Genomic DNA, 14,954 nt, shown 5'->3' with positions numbered 1-14,954 from the left:
TCATTCAGTTAATTTAGCATTTCACTTGCAATATTAGCTGCAAGTTCAGCATCCATCGCTTCTAAAATACCACCACGCACGTCGTCGGAAAGTTCTTTAAGAATGAGTATAACTTCTTCTTGAGTCATATTGCTGAGTATATCTGCTGCTCTAACTGGTTTCATTTCCTCAAAGGTTTTTGCAAGGTTTTTAAGCGATACTTCACTTTCAATTTCCTCACTATCACCGTCTACATGATTCTCAGACTCATAGCGGGAAATGGTTGCCTCTTGTTTGGTTAATTCAGTCTCTAACTCTTCAATTGTTGCCTCTAAGTTTGTGTTGAGCGTGTTCAATTGATCAAGCTCTTCATTTCTCGATTGTAGTTCTTGGTTCAAACGCTCTAGCTCTTCCGCTAATTGGTCTTCTTCTTGACTCGTGACCAAATGAGATATTACTGGTGTATTGCTCCCTGTTTTCTTTACCCAGTCCACGATATTAAACCCTGAAAAACTTAAGATAACTGCAATAATAATCGACACTATTATCAGCGGGATAACTATCGCAAATAAAAACCAGAGTATCGGGTTCATTTTCTTTTTTTCTGTTTGCTTTTTCGACGTCATTCTGTTCACCTATTTTTATTACTTAAATATTGGTTAATCGAAATTTCATCTAAAAAGGCTTTTTCCTTTTTAACCAATTCATTAAGTTCTTCTTGTTTTCGCTTATCAATAATCGTTTCAAATTTTTTAACTTCTATGTATGCATCAGATAAAACCTGTTGGTTCTTTTCCATTTGGTTTCTAGCAAAATGTACTTCACGTTGAAGCATATTTATTTCAGTATTTAATTTTTCGATATATGCGATTTGTTCTTTAATTCTCTCAATCGGTGTCGCTTGTTGAATAAATTCATCATATGACGCCTCTGCCGACTCTTTCTTTTTCAACAAGTGATATAGTTTTGTAGCGACCTCTTCAAAAGCTTCCTGGGAAGATAAAAATGCTTTCTGCGCAATTTTTTTCTCGTTTTCCCGTATGTGCAGCACTTTAGTTAATGAAACTGTTTGTGACATTAGGACGTTCCTCCATTAATAATTAGACGATACAACGTGTCTATCGCTTCCTCTAAAGTGATAAATTCATGAATATCTTGCTGTAAAAAATGTATGATTTTTGGATAATAATTTATTGCTCGATCAATTTCTTGGTTGGAACCTTTTTTGTAAGCACCGATATTTATTAATTCACTATTTTCTTCATATACTGCCATTATCGCTCGTATTTCTTTTGCGATCTCATTATGCTTGGCATTTGCTATTTGATTCATTACACGACTTATGGACTTTAATACATTTATTGCCGGATACTGGCCACGTTCAGCAAGTTTACGGTCCATTACAAAGTGACCATCTAGTATTCCGCGCACCGCATCAGCAATCGGTTCATTCATATCGTCACCATCCACAAGGACAGTATAGAAAGCTGAAATGGCACCTTTACTATTTGTCCCAGTCCGTTCCAGTAATTTGGGAAGGATTGAAAAAACAGAAGGGGTATATCCCTTTGTAGTCGGTGGCTCGCCAACTGCAAGACCAACCTCCCGTTGTGCCATCGCTACCCTAGTCACAGAATCCATCAATAGGTTCACTTGCAACCCTAGATCACGGAAGTACTCACTGATTGCTGTGGCCGTATAAGCTCCTTTTATGCGCATCAGTGCGGGTTGATCGGAAGTAGCAACGACTACAATCGATTTCTTTAATCCTTCCGGTCCCAAGTCTTTCTCAATAAACTCACGTACTTCCCTGCCCCGTTCACCGATTAACGCAATAACGTTTATATCTGCATTACTATTTCGAGCAATCATTCCAAGTAATGTACTCTTACCTACACCACTCCCGGCAAACAAACCAACCCTTTGACCTTTCCCCATCGTTAATAGCGTATCAATTACCTTTACACCTACTTGATTAACTTCATATATGGGAGGGCGTTCCAAAGGGTTTGGCGGGGTTTGCTCTGTCATATATGTAGATAAGCCACTAGGCAATGTAGAACCATCCAGAGGCTTCCCTAAAGAATCCACAACCTGTCCTATCAAGCCTCTACCTACTTTAATTGTTAAAGGCTTACCGGTTGATTCAACTAAACAACCTGGACCGATTTCGGTTACTTCGCTATAAGGCATTAGGATGATATTTTCATTATTGAATCCAACAACTTCTGCCAGTATTGGTTTCCGTTTTTTAGTAGCTGAATGAATAAGACATACTTCACCAATATTTGCCTCTGGTCCTTGGGACTCAATCATAATTCCGACAACTTGCGATACTTTTCCGTATCGTTTATAAGGGTCTGTTTTGTCAATTGTGAGAAGATAATCTTCAATCATCATTGTTCTTTCTCCATTACATATTCTTTCAATGCGAGACGGATTTCTTCAAGTTGAGTGTCAACAGAAGCATCAATTTTACCAAATGGATGTTCTATCACACAACTATGTTCTTTTAATTCATCATTAATATATAATGATAGCTTCGTCTCTTTGCCTAATGACCGTTTAAGCTCTTCCTTTTGTTCTAAAACTGTGTGGTAATTTACAGGATGTAAATATATTGATACTACTGGTTGATTTTTAATTTCTCGAAGGGCAGCTTGTACAATTGGTACAAAGCTGCTTGGGTCATCTTGTAGCTTGCCAACTAAAATCTTTTCCGCCGTATGAATAGCCAGGTCAATGATCATATTCTCCGTTTGTTCCAGTGTTCGTTGATAGTCCACTTTTACAAGGTCGACGATGTCATTTACCTCTGTAATTAAATTCTGGTATACTTCCCTGCCAGATCGCTCTCCTTCTTGATAGCCAATTTGGAACCCCTGTTCTCTTGCTTTATCAATCAACTGACTTTTCTCGATATGCCAATTTTCTTTTTCCGCTTCTATTTCAGATTGAACATTCTCAAGCAATGCTTTCTGCTGTTGTTCAATTTGTAGGAGTTCTCTTTTTAGTTGTTCAAGTTCAGCTGAAGTCTTTTTTATTTCATCCTCAGGGTTTGTTTCATTCATACTTTTTCTGATTTGTTCAATCGGTTTGATTTTTATTTCTCTACGAGGGAGCTCATTGTTTCTCAATTTAGACAATGATATCGTCCCCCCCACCCCTTGCGATAACAATTTCACCGATATCTTCTAATCTGCGGATGGTTGATACAATATTGGTTTGTGCTTCTTCCACATCTCGTAAACGGACTGGTCCCATATATTCCATTTCTTCTTTAAATGTTTCCGCCATTCGTTGTGACATGTTATTAAATATAATATCTTTAACTTCTTCACTAGCAACTTTTAGTGCGAGACGTAAGTCATCATTTTCCACTTCACGAATCACTCGTTGAATAGCCCGGTTATCGAGAATGACGATATCTTCAAACACGAACATCCGCTTCTTGATCTCCTCAGCAAGATCTGGATCTTGGACTTCTAAAGTATCAAGAATGGTTCTTTCTGTACTACGGTCGACTCCATTCAACACTTCGACAACCGCTTGGATTCCACCAGTCTGTGTGTAATCCTCTGTTAATGATGCTGACAAATTACTTTCAAGTACACGCTCTACCTGACTGATGATTTCAGGTGAAGTAGAATCCATTGTTGCGATTCTTTTTGCTACATCAGCTTGCATTTCTTGTGGTAATTCAGAAAGAATCTGACCTGCTTGTTCAGCGTCCAAGTAAGATAATACTAGTGCAATGGTTTGAGGATGTTCATTTTGGATAAAATTAAGTACTTGTTGTGGATCAGCTTTTCTTGCAAAGTCGAATGGTCTTACTTGTAAAGAAGAGGTAAGACGGTTAATGATGGAGGCAGCCTCCTGTTTGCCAAACGCTTTTTCCAGCACCGTTTTTGCGTATCCGATCCCGCCTTGAGTGATAAAATCTTGAGCAACTGCAATTTGATGAAATTGCTCAATGATCTCGTCCTTCATCACTGAATCCACTTTTTTCACAGAAGAAATTTCTAAACTTAATTTTTCAATTTCTTCATCCGTCAAATGCTTATACACTTGTGCGGAGACATCGGGACCAAGGGAAACTAATAAAATCGCCGCTTTCTGTTTCCCACTGAGTTTATGTCTTGCCATTAACAATTTCCTCCCTAATCTTCACCAATCCAACTTCTTAATAACTTCGCAAAGTCTTCCGGTTTCTCCTGAGCAATTTTTTCTAATTGTTTTCTTCGGACAATTGACTCATCCTCTTTTTGTTGAGGTAAATCTGGCACATCTTCCGAAAACTCATTAAGTGAAATTTCTTCAACTACTTCCTCAGTCTCCCCTCGGCGACTACGAATAAGAAGGAAGATTAATAGAATGATAAGTACTAGTAATATCCCTGCCACTATATATACCCATGTCGGTATGGCCGGCGATTCCGTTTCTTCCATAACCGGATTACCACTAAATTCTTGAAATACGATTGAATACTTATTATCTGTTTCCACTTCTCCATAAGTTGTGTCAATTGACGTGCTGACAATAGATTCTAGAATAGATCCTATGCCTTCTTCTACATCACTCTGTTCCTGTAAAGTTAAGAACTCAGTTTCTTCCCCGTTAACATCTTTCACGTTGTCCACGGCAACTTGAATTCCCAAGTCACGAATTTTGTACGGACTTTCTACAATTTCTTTCCGTATACGATTGAATTCATAATTGATCATCTCTTTGTCAAATTCATAATCTCCATTATCGCCAGAAGCCGCACCAGGATAATTTGGTACATCATCCTCTCCCGCGCCTACTGTACCACCTTCTGGAGGATTCCCAGTGTAAGATTCTTGGATAGTTTCTAAACTGACAGGCAACCCTTCCATATTTTCAATATCTACCGGCTCAACTAGTTCTTCAACTCGGTTTTCTTGTGTAAAATCAATATCTGCGGTAACCGATACAATAATGTTATCTAGTCCTACCATCGCACCTAGCATTTGTTGCAGTCTACGTTGAATATCTCGCTCAACATCCTTCTTCACGGTTTGTTGATATGTATGTGAATTTTGTGTTGCATATTGAGATGTGCTATTCAGATCAAAGTACTCAAAGTATTGGTTCATAATCCCGATATTTTCTTCCGTAAGATTAGGAACTGCTTTTGAAACCAAATGATAGAGCGCACGTATTTGATGTTCCTCAAATTGATAACCTGGTTGAGTATGCAGTACAATGGCAGCTGATGTTTCTCCTGCATTGTCGCCAACAAACACCGTTTCTTCCGGAAGATTGATCATAACTTCTGCTTTTTGAATACCTTCGATGCTAGTGATTAGATTAGCAAGTTCTGACTGCATTGCATCAAGTTTCATCATATTGAATTCATTATCAGTGATACCGAAAGACGAATTCTCGCTAAATATGGAATAATCGATATTACCATTATTCGGTAGACCTTTACCTGCCAATTCCACCAGCAAAGTGTCCACTTGATTTTCTGGAACGGTAATGGTTGTACCACCGTCCTTCAATTCATACGCAACACCTCTAGAATCCAATTCCGCTTTTATTTGACTTGCTTCCTGCACGGATAAATCCGAATACAATGGAACCAATTTCTCTTTGGAATTAAACGTAAAAAAAGAGATGGCAATGATAACTAGGATGCTTGCAACTGCCGTCCCAATATATATTTTTTGATTTTTTTTTGATTGCCTTTTCCAAAAGTCCTTAGATGAATCTTTCCAATGTAATAACTTTTCCTTCATAGCATCCTCCACCAATGTGTACGCTAAAGCGATTATTTTTCTCTATATCGCAATATACCAATTATTAAACTAGACTTGCATCCTCATTACCTCATTATAAGCATCGATTACTTTTTGTTGGACCTGAACAGTCATTTCAAGTGTAATACTCGCTTTTTGAGCTGTAATCATAACGTTATGTAAATCCTTCACTTGTCCTGTCGCTAACATATTAGTCATTTGATCCGATTTATTTTGAGCTTCATTTAGTTTTTCAATTGCCCCTTTTAGTGTGTTTGCAAAGTTTGATTGTGCTTCAGCTGGGGTAGACTTGTTTGTAGATGTAAGTATCCTTTCAGTCCCAACGTTAGGATTTAAATTAATATTCATTATGGCAACTCCTTACTCCCGTTATTTACCAATCTCTAGTGCCTTCATGAGCATCCCTTTACTAGCATTTAATGCAGTAATATTCGCTTCATAGGACCTGGTTGCGCTCATAAGGTCAACCATTTCTTGTAAAGGGTCCACATTAGGCATTTGTACGTAACCAGTCTCGTTAGCATCTGGGTGGTTTGGATTAAAGACCATTTTAAAAGGTGTCTGAGCTTCCGTGATAACTGAAGCTTTCACACCTGATGTCTCGATCCCGTTATTTCTTGCAGCATTAAAATGTGATTTAAAGCTGCTTCCATCGCTGTTAAAAGAAACTAACTTTCTACGATAAGGCTCCCACTCTCCATTTTCATTCACTCTAGCGCGTGTAGACTCGCTATTCGCAATATTTGAGGATACGACATCCATACGTAGACGTTGTGCGGTAAGTGCACTAGAACTAATATTCATACTATGGAAAATAGACATCCCTATCTCCCTCCTTTAATTACAGTTTGAAGGCTTCCGAACTTTCCATTGATTCGATCAATTAAACTATTATAATAGATTTGGTTTTTAGCTAACTCAGACATTTCTTTATCAATATCAACATTATTTCCATTATGGTTGTAAGTCGTACGGTTGTTTGTAATTATTTGATGGCCCGCTCCTTTAGAGCTGTTAAAGGGGATATGCCGTGGATTTGTACGCTTTGCATGAAAAGAATTACTGAGGGTATCGTTCAATACTTCTTTAAAAACCACTTCTTTTGACTTGTAATTTGGTGTGTCTACGTTTGCTATATTGCTAGATATCGTACGGTTTTTCGTAGCTGAGTAATTCAGCGACTGCTCTAAGTTGGATATAGTTCCTCCAAACAAGTCCATGTCAACTTCCTCCTAATTAAAAAGTATCATTCCTACGGACACATAATAGCTAACTCCTACGAACATTGTATGTTAATTCATTATCAAAGTCTATCTTTTTCGCTAATTTACTCCAACTTTCGACAAAATAATTATAAAATACCAGTTCTTTAGCACTAAATTTCAGTTTTAATTATTTGAATTTTGACTGAAAAATGGTTATTTTGCTGTTTTTGGTACCAACATTTCCATATTATACCATAGATTTGTTATCTAGTTAATTTTGTAGGGGTATAAATCCTTATTAATATAACTAAGTTTTTCCCCAAAAAAAATTGGAAAACACTCATTTGAATGTTTTCCAATTTAATATATAAGAATCAGAGAAACGCTAATACATTATTTAGCAGCTCAAGATAAGAAAACTTCTCAACTGGTTACTTCTTATCTAGAACGTAATTTTTCTAATTCCACAAGGAACTTATCATTCAGTACTTTAATATACGTCCCTTTCATACCTAGAGAACGAGATTCGATGACACCCGCACTTTCAAGTTTACGAAGTGCATTTACAATAACTGAACGTGTAATACCTACACGGTCTGCAATTTTACTTGCGACAAGCAGACCTTCATTACCATTAAGCTCTTCGAAAATATGATCAATTGCCTCAAGTTCACTGTAAGATAGAGAGCTGATAGCCATCTGAACAACCGCTTTACTTCTTGCCTCCATCTCGATCTCTTCTGTTTTTTCTTGTAAGATTTCCATACCTACAACAGTTGCACCATATTCTGCAAGTAATAAATCATCGTCATTGAAAGCATCTTCCACACGACCTAAGATTAACGTACCAAGACGTTCTCCACCGCCAAGAATCGGAACAATTGTCGTTAAACCATTTTGAAATAGTTCTTTGTTCTCTACCGGAAACACAGTTTGTGGACTATTTATATCTAAGTTAGCTGTCGTCTCATATACGTTATATAAACCTTGAGTATAATCCTCTGGGAACTGTCTTTGCTCGAGCATGTTCTTCATACGCTCATTTTGAATTTCCTGGCTTACTGCAACCCCTAAAAGCTTACCTCTTCTGCTGACGATATATACGTTACCGCCAATTACATCACGTAGTGTCGCGGACATTTCGTTGAAGTTAACTGATTTACCTGCCGCTTTTTGTAACATTGCATTAATTTTTCTTGCTCGATCTAATAGTTTCATGATAATCCTCCATTTGCATTTGAATTTTTATAATATAAATTGACTTAAGTCCTTGTTTTTTACTATATTTCCTAGTTTTTGATCCACGTAAGCAGAAGTGATATCAATTCTTTCCAGGGTAATATCCGGTGCCTCGAACAATAAATCTTCGAGTAATTTTTCCAAAATTGTATGAAGTCTACGTGCACCAATATTGTCGGTATCTTGATTCACTTGGTATGCTACTTCCGCAATACGTTCAATGGAATCTTCTTTAAATACAACTTCTATTCCTTCCGTCCTTAAAAGAGCCTCATATTGTTTTGTTAGAGCATTCGAAGGATCGGTCAGTATTAGTTTAAAGTCCTCTACGGACAATTTCTCCAATTCGACACGAATCGGAAATCTTCCTTGTAATTCAGGTATTAAGTCGGATGGTTTTGACATATGAAATGCACCGGCAGCTATAAAAAGAATGTGATCTGTTTTTACCGGCCCATGTTTGGTCACAACGGTAGAACCTTCCACTATCGGCAAGATATCGCGTTGAACACCTTCCCGAGAAACATTCGCCTGCTCTTTTGCACCACCGGCAACCTTATCGATTTCATCAATGAAGATGATACCCGCTTGTTCAGCACGCTCAGTAGCCTCCTGGGAAACCTCTTCCATATCGACTAATTTCTGTGCTTCTTGTTGAGTCAATATTTTTCTAGCTTCCCGAACAGGGACCTTTCGTTTTTTCTTTTTAGTTGGCATGAATTGTCCAAATGCATCTTGCATATTCATCCCCATTTGTTCCATACCCGAACCCTGTAGCAAGTCAAACATGGAGGGCGGAGTTTCGGTAATTTCAACCGTTACTATCTTATCCTCCAACTCTCCAAGTGCAAGCATACGCTCTACTTGTTGGCGTTTATTTCTAACTTCCTCATCCTGCGTGTCATTCTGTGTTTCACTATCATGAGGAGTTTGATTGAAGAGCATCTCAAACGGATTTTTAATGGATGTCTGCTTTTTAGTCTGAGGTACGAGTAAATTGACTAAACGTTTATCTGCTTCTTTTTTCGCAGCATCTTGGACTTTTGCCAACTTCTCCTCTTTTACCATTCGAACCGACATCTCAACCAAGTCTCGAACCATGGATTCCACATCTCTGCCGACATAGCCAACTTCAGTAAACTTTGTTGCTTCGACTTTGACAAATGGTGCTTTTACCAACTTAGCAAGTCTCCTTGCAATCTCAGTCTTACCTACACCAGTTGGTCCGATCATCAAAATGTTTTTCGGTACAATTTCATCTTTGATTTGCTCATCCAGCTTCATCCGTCGGTATCTGTTTCTTAGGGCTACTGCTACAGAGCGTTTGGCATTCTTCTGCCCGACAACGTACTTATCTAATTGTTCAACAATTTGTCTTGGAGTAAGCTCCATCCCCATATTTTGGAAATACCTCCTATTAATTAAGTACCTCTACAGTCAGCTGATTATTTGTATAAACATCAATCTCTCCAGCGATTTCCAGAGCAGTTCGCGCTATTTGTTCGGCAGACAAACTATTTGCATGTTTGACAAGTGCTCTACCTGCACTCAAGGCGTAATTCCCACCCGAACCAATAGCGAGAATTCCGTCATCAGGTTCTATTACTTCCCCTGTTCCGGAAACAAGATACATACTTTCCTTGTTCATGACGATCAACATCGCTTCTAGCTTCCTGAGCACTCGGTCACTGCGCCATTCCTTAGCCAGTTCAACCGCCGCGCGGGCCAAGTTTCCATTATATGCATTCAAATTGCTCTCAAATTTCTCAAAAAGTGTGAAAGCATCTGCAACAGAACCGGCAAATCCCGCTAAAACTTGGCCGTTATACAGTTTTCGAACTTTTTTTGCTCGGTGTTTCATCACTACCGCATTCCCCATTGTGACTTGGCCGTCACCACACATGGCACATGCACCATCATGCTGAATAGCGAATATCGTTGTGGCATGCATCTCTTGGGTCAATTCCCATCACCTCGCATCTGATTTTAACTAATTATCATTTGCCCTCGGGTGTGTCTTCATATAAACCTCACGCAAATGATCTTTTGTAACGTGGGTATAGATTTGCGTGGAAGATAGATTTTCATGCCCTAATAACTCTTGCACAGTACGTAAATCTGCTCCTTCATTCAATAAGTGGGTAGCAAATGTATGACGTAATTTATGTGGATGGAGGTTTATTGTAAGAGCAGCGGTTTCTACCATCTTATTCAGGATGAGTCTGATTCCTCTTGTAGTGAGCGGATTTCCCCTTGCATTCAGAAATAAGGCATCCGTTTGTTGATTTGATTTTTCAACTAAACTTAAACGACCTTCATTAATATATGTTTCAAGAGCTATCTCTGCAAATCTACCAAAAGGTACATATCTTTCTTTTCTGCCTTTCCCTCTAACAAAAATGGTTCCAATAGTAAAGTCGATGTCACCTAGCCGCAATCCCTGACATTCACTTACACGGATTCCCGTTCCGTAAAGAACTTCCAACAATGCTTGATCTCTTTGACCAAGAGGCTGCGTCATGTCATTCACCTCAAAAAGCTTTTCCAATTCCTCTTCATAAAGAAAACCAGGAACGTTTCGTTCTTGTTTTGGCAAATGGATATGAATGAACGGATTGACTATCGCATCATCCTCTCTCTCCAAATACTTGAAAAAGCTACGAAGAGATGAAATTTTTCTGGAAACGGATTTTCTCGATAATTGTTGATCATATAATTGAGTAAGATATAAGCGGACTACTTGTGCATCCACATTGGAAAGGTCAGTAATTCCTTCTCCTTTCAGAAATTGGTGAAAGGAGTGAAGATCGTCTTGATAATATTTGATAGTATAAGGGGAAGCATTTTTTTCAATTTGTAAATAAGCTACAAATCCTTGACAATTTTGTACAAAATTCTCCAATTCTTCACCCCATATTTTTCCTGAATAAATAATAACATAGCCTATCTTCAAAATCAATTGATTTACCAAAATTAAAACAAAATTCAGAATCGGTCTACATTATGGCATATCAAAATAATTCGACTTATTCAATCGGTCCAGTTTGTTATTTTACCCACCACCTGGTAATTATATTCATTTGTAATACTCGAGTCAATCAGAATATATTAGATTTTTCTTAGAAAAATACAATTTGGTGAACATTTTGTGAATATATTTTTACATTGACGAGCAGCAGTACAAAAATTCCGTTGATTAGTATCTCATATTTCAGGAAAATTACCAAACAAAACAATACTATCAATTATATTATTATCAATATTGCCATTCTATTCCATATATATTCATGCTTTGAAAGAATTTTTAAGAAATAGCGAACAATCGAAATGAATTATAATTACGTTAAAACCACAGCAAAATAAAACTAGCCGTTCGTATCATGGAACAGCTAGCTTTGTTCTACTTCTTTATAGTCACAATTGGTACATTGGACTTGAGTTGCCTTTTTGACTTTCTTCTCCACTAAAAGTGATTCGCATTTTGGACAAGGACGCGCAATTGGTTTATCCCATGATACGAAATCACATTCCGGAAAGCGATCGCAACCATAGAACACTCGGCGTTTTTTCGATTTACGTTCAACTATATTGCCTTCTTTACATTTCGGGCAATCTACACCGATTTCTTTCAATATCGGTTTTGTATTGCGGCAATCCGGGAAATTGGAGCAAGCCATAAATGTACCATACCGACCAAGCTTATAGACCATTTCATGTCCACACTTTTCACAATCTATGCCAGCAGGTTCATCTTTAATTTCGATTTTTTCCATCTCTTCTTCCGCAAAACTTAACCGTTTTTTAAAGTCTTGATAAAACTCATCAATAACTTTTACCCATTCTGTTTTTCCTTCTTCAATTGTGTCTAAATCTTTTTCCATTGATGCAGTAAAATCCACATCGATGATTTCAGGAAAATACTCTTCTACAGCTTCACTTACAATTGTTCCTAATTCTGTTGGAATAAATCTTTTGTTATCGATAGAAACATAGCCTCTACGTTGAATGGTATCTAATGTCGGCGCATAAGTGGATGGCCTTCCGATTCCCAATTCTTCCATCGCACGGACTAGTCTTGCTTCTGTAAAACGTGGTGGAGGTTGAGTAAAATGTTGATTCGGGTTAATTTCTTTTGAAGTTACTACTGTTCCTTCTTCCAGTTCAGGAAGCAGTTTATCTTCCACTTTTTTATTGTCGTCGGTACCTTCAACGTAAACCTTCATAAATCCACTAAATTTCACCTGCGAACCGGTAGCTCTAAACTCCACCTCATTATTTTTGAGATGTACAGTTACCGTGTCCATAATAGCTGGTGCCATTTGGCTCGCAATGAACCTCTCCCAAATCAGTTTATACAGACGATATTGATCATTGCTCAGAACATCTTTCAAAGAACGCGGGTCACGTAAGGCGGAAGTCGGACGAATAGCCTCGTGGGCGTCTTGGGCTCCTTGCTTATTCGCAGTATCCTTTTGAGAGCCTACGTATTTATTTCCATATTTACTCTCAATATATTCCTTCGCTTCTTTTTTTGCAGTTTCAGAGATTCGTGTAGAATCTGTACGCATGTAGGTAATTAAACCGGTAATGCCTCCTGCTCCTCTTCCAAGATCAATACCTTCATAAAGTTGCTGAGCCACCATCATTGTTTTTCTTGCTCGGAAATTTAATTTCCTAGCTGCTTCTTGTTGTAGCGAAGAAGTAATGAACGGTTTTGCGGGATTACGTTTTCTTTCTCGTTTATTTACCTTGTCGATAAGGAAACTATTTCCCTTCATTTGTTGTTGAATCTTTTTGACATCTTCTTCTGATTTCAATTCTTGTTTTTTACCGCCTACTCCGTAAAAAGCTCCTTCAAAAATTTCTTTTTCCTTTTCAAAAACAGCTTCAATTGACCAATACTCTTCTGGTTTGAAATTTTCAATTTCTTTTTCTCGGTCGATGATCATCTTGAGTGCAACAGATTGCACCCTACCAGCACTTAGTCCTTTTTTCACTTTTTTCCAAAGCAGAGGACTAATATTGTAGCCGACTAATCGATCAAGTATTCTCCTCGCTTGTTGGGCATCTACTAAGTCATGATTAATGGATCGTGGATGTTTAAACGATTCTTTGATAGCATCCTTGGTAATCTCGTTGAAAACGACCCGACAATCGGAATCCCCGTCAACATTGAGTGCATGGGCCAAATGCCAAGCAATTGCTTCACCTTCGCGATCCGGGTCAGCTGCAAGATAGATTTTCTTCGCCTTTTTTGCAGACTTGCGAAGTTCTTTCAACACTTCACCTTTACCACGGATGGTAATGTATTTTGGCTCGTAACCATTCTCTATATCAACGCCCATTTGGCTCTTAGGCAAGTCACGAACATGACCCATGGAAGCTTTAACTTCATATTTTTTTCCTAAATAACGTTCGATTGTTTTGGCCTTAGCAGGCGACTCTACAATCACTAAATAATCTGCCATACTGTTTCCTCCTAAAATGAGGTTGTAAAACAAGTTCTGATAAATTGAATTGATTGACGAGGACAATCTTGTCCAAGCCATCAATTTTCCAATTGAATGAATGAAGGTATAAACTTATACCTTTAGGATTTACATTATTTCCTCGAAGTTTTTTAAAAGTAAAGATTTCAAGCAAACTGTTAAAAGTGAAATCCTCACTTATACTAATGACTTAATCTTGTTTTGTCAAACTTATTATCTAAAATAACTATTTATCTCATCAATAATTGAAGTCTTTTAGTTAGATGTGCTAACTGCTGTATTTTCTTTCCCATACTCCTGCTGCCTCAACCATTCTTCACGTATATCATTGGCATGGTGGGTCAATTTTGCACCTTCTTGTATCAGGAGATGGCAACCTTTCGTTTGTTGAATCAGAGGGGATCCTGGTACAGCAAAAACTTCCCTACCCTGCTCCAACGCTTGGTCAACGGTAATCATTGTTCCACTTTTTTCCATTGCTTCAATCACAAGTGTACCAAATGATAGGCCACTAATAATTCGATTGCGCTCGGGGAAATGGTACCTCGCAGGTTTTGTAAAAGGAGGGTACTCGCTAATAACGAGACCTGTTTGAACAATCTCTTTAAATAATGGAATATGTTCTGACGGATAAATATATTCGAATCCGCCACCTAAAATTGCAATTGTCCTACCTTTTAACTTTAAAGCGAGCTCATGTGCATAACCATCAATTCCTCTTGCCATCCCACTGACAATAACCCAATGCTCCTTCACCAGTGGCGTAAGAATATAATCCATTTTTGGCCTTGCTTCCATTGATGGTTTTCTAGAACCTATCACACTAAGCAATTTATTCTGCTTTAGTATTTCTATGTCGCCAAGACAGTATAATACCATTGGAGCATCCTTTATCGTTCTTAACACAGCTGGATAGGTTTCGTCAACTATTGTAATTATTTTGTATGTGTTAAGTGCATCGATAACAATTTTTCTGAGGTGTGGGTCACGGAGGGTTTGATACAGATGGGTTGCTGTTTTCATTGGTATAGAGTAATGGAGATTCAGTTCCGCAGGGCTAAATTCATATATCGATGATAAAGTGGGATCCTTCGACAAAAATTGACGTAATAACCGTCTGCTTAAAAGGTTAGTCATGGAGAGATGGATTAATCGGTAACGGGTTCGTTTCATTTACTCACTTCCTCTTATATTTATTAGAAAAAAGGGCCAAAAGTCAGCACTTTTAGCCCTTTTACTACAGGTATCACATAAGTCAT

15 protein-coding genes are annotated in these 14,954 nt (G+C 38.0%); all 15 read right to left on the bottom strand.

Going from position 1 to position 14,954, the window contains the following annotated elements:
* Positions 1–8: 8 nt before the first annotated feature.
* The gene (locus ACFSBH_RS08490) at positions 9–605 is read right to left on the bottom strand and encodes a MotE family protein (RefSeq protein WP_379597057.1); all 597 of its coding nucleotides are present in this window, start codon (positions 603–605) and stop codon (positions 9–11) included.
* A gap of 5 nt (positions 606–610) precedes the next feature.
* Positions 611–1,057: a flagellar export protein FliJ gene (fliJ, locus tag ACFSBH_RS08485; protein WP_379597055.1), complete on the bottom strand. Its 447-nt coding sequence runs from the start codon at positions 1,055–1,057 to the stop codon at positions 611–613.
* A complete protein-coding gene (fliI, locus tag ACFSBH_RS08480; protein ID WP_379597053.1) occupies positions 1,057–2,379 on the bottom strand; it encodes a flagellar protein export ATPase FliI in 1,323 nt (440 codons plus the stop codon). Before fliI ends, fliJ begins: the two co-directional genes overlap by 1 nt.
* On the bottom strand, positions 2,376–3,125 hold the full coding sequence (gene fliH / locus ACFSBH_RS08475) for a flagellar assembly protein FliH (RefSeq protein WP_379597051.1): 750 nt from the start codon (positions 3,123–3,125) through the stop codon (positions 2,376–2,378). The genes fliI and fliH overlap by 4 nt, the downstream gene beginning before the upstream one ends.
* Positions 3,118–4,125 (bottom strand): flagellar motor switch protein FliG, encoded by a 1,008-nt coding sequence (gene fliG, locus ACFSBH_RS08470; RefSeq protein ID WP_251510776.1) that lies wholly within the window; start codon positions 4,123–4,125, stop codon positions 3,118–3,120. Before fliG ends, fliH begins: the two co-directional genes overlap by 8 nt.
* Before the next feature lie 14 nt (positions 4,126–4,139).
* Complete coding sequence (fliF, locus tag ACFSBH_RS08465; protein WP_251510778.1) at positions 4,140–5,741, bottom strand: flagellar basal-body MS-ring/collar protein FliF; 1,602 nt, start codon at positions 5,739–5,741, stop codon at positions 4,140–4,142.
* Positions 5,742–5,810: 69 nt separating this feature from the next.
* Positions 5,811–6,110, bottom strand: coding sequence for a flagellar hook-basal body complex protein FliE (fliE, locus tag ACFSBH_RS08460; RefSeq protein ID WP_251510780.1), 300 nt, complete (start codon positions 6,108–6,110; stop codon positions 5,811–5,813).
* A gap of 21 nt (positions 6,111–6,131) precedes the next feature.
* Entirely contained in the window at positions 6,132–6,584 is a 453-nt protein-coding gene (flgC, locus tag ACFSBH_RS08455; protein WP_251510782.1) for a flagellar basal body rod protein FlgC, read from the bottom strand.
* Positions 6,585–6,586: 2 nt separating this feature from the next.
* On the bottom strand, positions 6,587–6,982 hold the full coding sequence (flgB, locus tag ACFSBH_RS08450; protein ID WP_251510784.1) for a flagellar basal body rod protein FlgB: 396 nt from the start codon (positions 6,980–6,982) through the stop codon (positions 6,587–6,589).
* Positions 6,983–7,405: 423 nt separating this feature from the next.
* The gene (codY, locus tag ACFSBH_RS08445; protein WP_379597047.1) at positions 7,406–8,185 is read right to left on the bottom strand and encodes a GTP-sensing pleiotropic transcriptional regulator CodY; all 780 of its coding nucleotides are present in this window, start codon (positions 8,183–8,185) and stop codon (positions 7,406–7,408) included.
* 27 nt (positions 8,186–8,212) lie between these two features.
* Positions 8,213–9,604, bottom strand: coding sequence for an HslU--HslV peptidase ATPase subunit (gene hslU / locus ACFSBH_RS08440; RefSeq protein ID WP_379597045.1), 1,392 nt, complete (start codon positions 9,602–9,604; stop codon positions 8,213–8,215).
* 19 nt (positions 9,605–9,623) lie between these two features.
* A complete protein-coding gene (gene hslV / locus ACFSBH_RS08435; protein ID WP_285853512.1) occupies positions 9,624–10,169 on the bottom strand; it encodes an ATP-dependent protease subunit HslV in 546 nt (181 codons plus the stop codon).
* Positions 10,170–10,196: 27 nt separating this feature from the next.
* Entirely contained in the window at positions 10,197–11,108 is a 912-nt protein-coding gene (gene xerC / locus ACFSBH_RS08430) for a tyrosine recombinase XerC (protein WP_251510793.1), read from the bottom strand.
* Between the two features lie 487 nt (positions 11,109–11,595).
* Positions 11,596–13,674, bottom strand: coding sequence for a type I DNA topoisomerase (topA, locus tag ACFSBH_RS08425; RefSeq protein ID WP_251510794.1), 2,079 nt, complete (start codon positions 13,672–13,674; stop codon positions 11,596–11,598).
* Positions 13,675–13,950: 276 nt separating this feature from the next.
* On the bottom strand, positions 13,951–14,868 hold the full coding sequence (gene dprA, locus ACFSBH_RS08420; RefSeq protein WP_251510796.1) for a DNA-processing protein DprA: 918 nt from the start codon (positions 14,866–14,868) through the stop codon (positions 13,951–13,953).
* Positions 14,869–14,954: the final 86 nt, after the last annotated feature.

Source organism: Oceanobacillus luteolus, assembly GCF_042678205.1.
GTDB lineage: Bacteria > Bacillota > Bacilli > Bacillales > Amphibacillaceae > Oceanobacillus > Oceanobacillus luteolus.
Note: the sequence above shows the minus strand (reverse complement) of the source record. Positions and strands in the feature narration are given on the sequence as shown.

Coding starts and splice junctions, on each gene's coding strand:
- ACFSBH_RS08490 (WP_379597057.1), bottom strand. CDS start 605: ATGACGTCGAAAAAGCAAACAGAAAAAAAGAAAATGAACCCGATACTC.
- fliJ (WP_379597055.1), bottom strand. CDS start 1,057: ATGTCACAAACAGTTTCATTAACTAAAGTGCTGCACATACGGGAAAAC.
- fliI (WP_379597053.1), bottom strand. CDS start 2,379: ATGATGATTGAAGATTATCTTCTCACAATTGACAAAACAGACCCTTAT.
- fliG (WP_251510776.1), bottom strand. CDS start 4,125: ATGGCAAGACATAAACTCAGTGGGAAACAGAAAGCGGCGATTTTATTA.
- fliF (WP_251510778.1), bottom strand. CDS start 5,741: ATGAAGGAAAAGTTATTACATTGGAAAGATTCATCTAAGGACTTTTGG.
- fliE (WP_251510780.1), bottom strand. CDS start 6,110: ATGAATATTAATTTAAATCCTAACGTTGGGACTGAAAGGATACTTACA.
- flgC (WP_251510782.1), bottom strand. CDS start 6,584: ATGTCTATTTTCCATAGTATGAATATTAGTTCTAGTGCACTTACCGCA.
- flgB (WP_251510784.1), bottom strand. CDS start 6,982: ATGGACTTGTTTGGAGGAACTATATCCAACTTAGAGCAGTCGCTGAAT.
- codY (WP_379597047.1), bottom strand. CDS start 8,185: ATGAAACTATTAGATCGAGCAAGAAAAATTAATGCAATGTTACAAAAA.
- hslU (WP_379597045.1), bottom strand. CDS start 9,604: ATGGGGATGGAGCTTACTCCAAGACAAATTGTTGAACAATTAGATAAG.
- topA (WP_251510794.1), bottom strand. CDS start 13,674: ATGGCAGATTATTTAGTGATTGTAGAGTCGCCTGCTAAGGCCAAAACA.
- dprA (WP_251510796.1), bottom strand. CDS start 14,868: ATGAAACGAACCCGTTACCGATTAATCCATCTCTCCATGACTAACCTT.